Genomic DNA, 467 nt, shown 5'->3' with positions numbered 1-467 from the left:
GATTATGGTAATGCCGAATTGGTTGTTCGTGTCAACGGACTTGATACGTCCTTTTTTAAAAATGATGTTTATGCAATGGTGAAAGCCGGCGTTGATGTTATTCGTTTGCCCAAGACGGAATCAGCCGAGATGATGCACCAATTAGAATCGGTTATCGAAGAAGCAGAGAAGAAATTTTCGATTAAAGTCGGCACGACCCATATGATGGCAGCGATCGAATCCGCCAAAGGCGTTTTGAATGCCCCGGAGATTGCAGCTGCTTCTGATCGAATGATTGGAATTGCTCTTTCTGCCGAAGACTATACGACTGATATGAAAACTCATCGTTATCCGGATGGCGCCGAACTGGAATTTGCTCGCAACATGGTTTTGCATTCTGCACGTGCGGCCGGAATTGCGGCTTTTGACACAGTCTTTACAAATATGAACGATACCGAAGGTTTCATTCGCGAGACTGAATATATTCA

The 467-nt window shown here is 44.5% G+C and carries 1 protein-coding gene; it reads left to right on the top strand.

Going from position 1 to position 467, the window contains the following annotated elements; all coding sequences use genetic code 11:
- Positions 1–467, top strand: a 467-nt coding sequence (locus KH893_RS12000) for an aldolase/citrate lyase family protein (RefSeq protein ID WP_281166305.1), incomplete at both ends; no start/stop codon positions are given.

The sequence above is a fragment of the Liquorilactobacillus sicerae genome, assembly GCF_029916425.1.
In the GTDB taxonomy this organism is placed as follows: domain Bacteria; phylum Bacillota; class Bacilli; order Lactobacillales; family Lactobacillaceae; genus Liquorilactobacillus; species Liquorilactobacillus sicerae.
The sequence above is the reverse complement of the archived record's forward strand: the minus strand, read 5'-3'. Positions and strand labels throughout refer to the sequence as shown.